General features: G+C 67.9%; 2 protein-coding genes and 1 pseudogene. 1 reads left to right on the top strand and 2 read right to left on the bottom strand.

Annotated elements, in window-relative coordinates:
- Both ACWD6R_RS40390 and ACWD6R_RS40385 read right to left on the bottom strand, forming a co-directional pair.
- Positions 1-1062, bottom strand: a pseudogene (locus tag ACWD6R_RS40390) (Tn3 family transposase); the annotation flags it as partial.
- Positions 1063-1139: 77 nt separating this feature from the next.
- Positions 1140-1577: a DUF4158 domain-containing protein gene (locus tag ACWD6R_RS40385; protein WP_451823311.1), complete on the bottom strand. Its 438-nt coding sequence runs from the start codon at positions 1575-1577 to the stop codon at positions 1140-1142.
- Between the two features lie 277 nt (positions 1578-1854).
- Between ACWD6R_RS40385 and ACWD6R_RS40380 the strand changes: the two genes are divergently transcribed.
- Positions 1855-2103, top strand: a complete 249-nt coding sequence (locus ACWD6R_RS40380; RefSeq protein ID WP_451823310.1) for a hypothetical protein — start codon at positions 1855-1857, stop codon at positions 2101-2103.
- Positions 2104-2233: the final 130 nt, after the last annotated feature.

The raw sequence follows: 2233 nt of genomic DNA, 5'->3' as shown, positions 1-2233 counted from the left end.
GACCTCGTCCTTGAGCGCCTGCAGGCCGGTGGGTTCGGCCAGTGGCTCCAGCTTCGGCACGGTGATCCACGGCTCGCCCTTGCGGGTGGTGACCTTCACCCCGCCCGCCGAGCCGTCCGCGAGCGCGACGGACAGCCGGTCCAGGCCGCCGGTCATCCGCTGCTTCAGGCCCGCGATGAACTCGGCGGGGTCCTGGGGCTGGCGGATCGCGGCGTAGTGCACGGTGCGGGTGGCCTCGAAGTCGCCGGGCAGGTCGTCCTCCGGGTTGCGCCACCGCAGGGCGCCGTCGACGTAGATCTCGCGGCGCCGGATCGCGTCCCGCAGTGCGACCAGGACGCACAGCTCGTACGGGATGCGCTCGACCTTGCCCTTGTCGTCGACGACGGCCTCGCGCCAGTCCTTGCGTACGACGCCGTCCATCGGCACCTCGTCGCCGGCGTCGTAGAAGCGCATCTTGCCGTCGACGCCGGCGTACTTCTCCAGCAGCGCGAGCGCATCCATCACCGGCCGGTAGGCGGTGTTGTTGCAGCGGAAGCCCAGCGTCCTGAGCAGGGGCGGCAGCATCTGCCGGTAGTAGGAGCTGTACGAGGAACGCAGGGTGGTGCGGACCTGAGCCTTGAAGACCTTCTCGTTCGCCTTCGCCTCAGCTACCAGCTCGCGCAACGTCTTCTCCCCGACGACCGGGAACAGGGCCCGCCGTACGCTCTCGTCCGGCTTGCCGATCGCCGCGTTCGCGAGCTTGAAGAGGATGCCCTCCTTGCCTCGTACCTTCTTCAGCTCCGCGGTGAGCTTCTTCTCCACCCGCCGTTCGGCACGGGCATTGATCTTGTGGACCAGGGCGACCAGCAGCTCCACCAGAGCGTCCGTGGTCTCCGCCTGACGGGAGGAGCACAGCGCGGCCACCAGCGTGATCCGTACGTCCTCGTTCGCGTCGCGGAAGTCCGAGGGGTACATCTTGATCGCCCGCGCCCGCCACGCGGCCACCAGCTTCTCCGAACAGCCCGCGAACATCCCCTCAGGCAGACCGAGTTGCCGAACAGCGGTCAGCTTGATGATCTCCATCAGCAGTGAGTCCAGTCCGACCGCGGCCGGGTCCCGTTTCAGCGACGCCAGCAGCGCGGCGCCCTCGTCGTTGCCCTCTACGACCAGCGCCAGCAGCCGGCCGCAACCGGCTCGCCCAGCCTCTCGACCGTACGCGCGCAGAACGCCTTATCGGCCCGCGCCTGAGCAGCGGAGATGATCCGGTCAATACGGCCAGGCGGCTCGATCCGGCCCGCCCGGCATTGCACCAGCAGGGCCTCCCGCTGCCGGTCCTCCACCAGCTCGACCGGGCAGACCTCCGTCGACAGCCACTCCGTCAGACGCTGCTCGTCGGCACGGGTCACCGGACGGAAGCCGAGCGCCTCCCGGATCTGCGTACGGTGGCCCTTGGCCGAACGAGACGACAGGTCGTACTTCGCCAGGGCCTCCGCCGGCACCTTCACGACGTCGGCCACGTAGTCGACCGCAGCCTGCGGGAACTCTTCAACGAGCTGGGGGAACCGGCCCTCCAGCTCGAAGAAATTCAGCAGCAGCACAAAGCCGAGCCGGGTCGCGCCGGACGACCAAGTCCCAGTCGCTTCCCGCCGGCGTCCAGCACGCCACCACATCCTCCGGGGACCAGTCCCGACGCACCTACGCCCACCCCTCTGTCGACTACCCATTCGGGCTAACGAGACGTCAGAGCGCGAGGAAACGGGAAGGCGGGAGGCCCCGCGTCTACTTTGCACCGTGGGTCAGAGATAGGAGTCCGGGGCCGAACAGCATGCCCACCCGAGAAGCGAGCGTGAACGGGCCTCTGGCTGAGGAGGCATCATGAACACCATGGACGCCGACCAGCCGACCGTGACCGTGACACTCTGGCGCGCTGATGCCGTCGTGCTGTTCGACTGGCTGATGAGCACCGATCTCGACACCGTGCCGATGACGCAGCCAGCGCAGAAGCAGGCGCTGGCCGATCTGCTGTCCCGGCTGGAGTGGGCCGCCGACACTGACATCACCGAATCGACCGCTGAGGAGATCGCCACCGCGCAGGAGGAGGTCGCCAAGGACATGGGTTGGTAGCGTCCGCAGTTGACCTCCCGACCCTGCGAAGGCAGTTAGTGCGTTGTGGCAAACCGGATTTCGTTCGAGGTGTGCTGCGAGGGTGACCATCTGGACGGAGGTACGGGTGCGGCCGCGGGCATGAAAGAAC

The organism is Streptomyces sp. NPDC005151 (assembly GCF_053599875.1).
The sequence above is the reverse complement of the archived record's forward strand: the minus strand, read 5'-3'. Positions and strand labels throughout refer to the sequence as shown.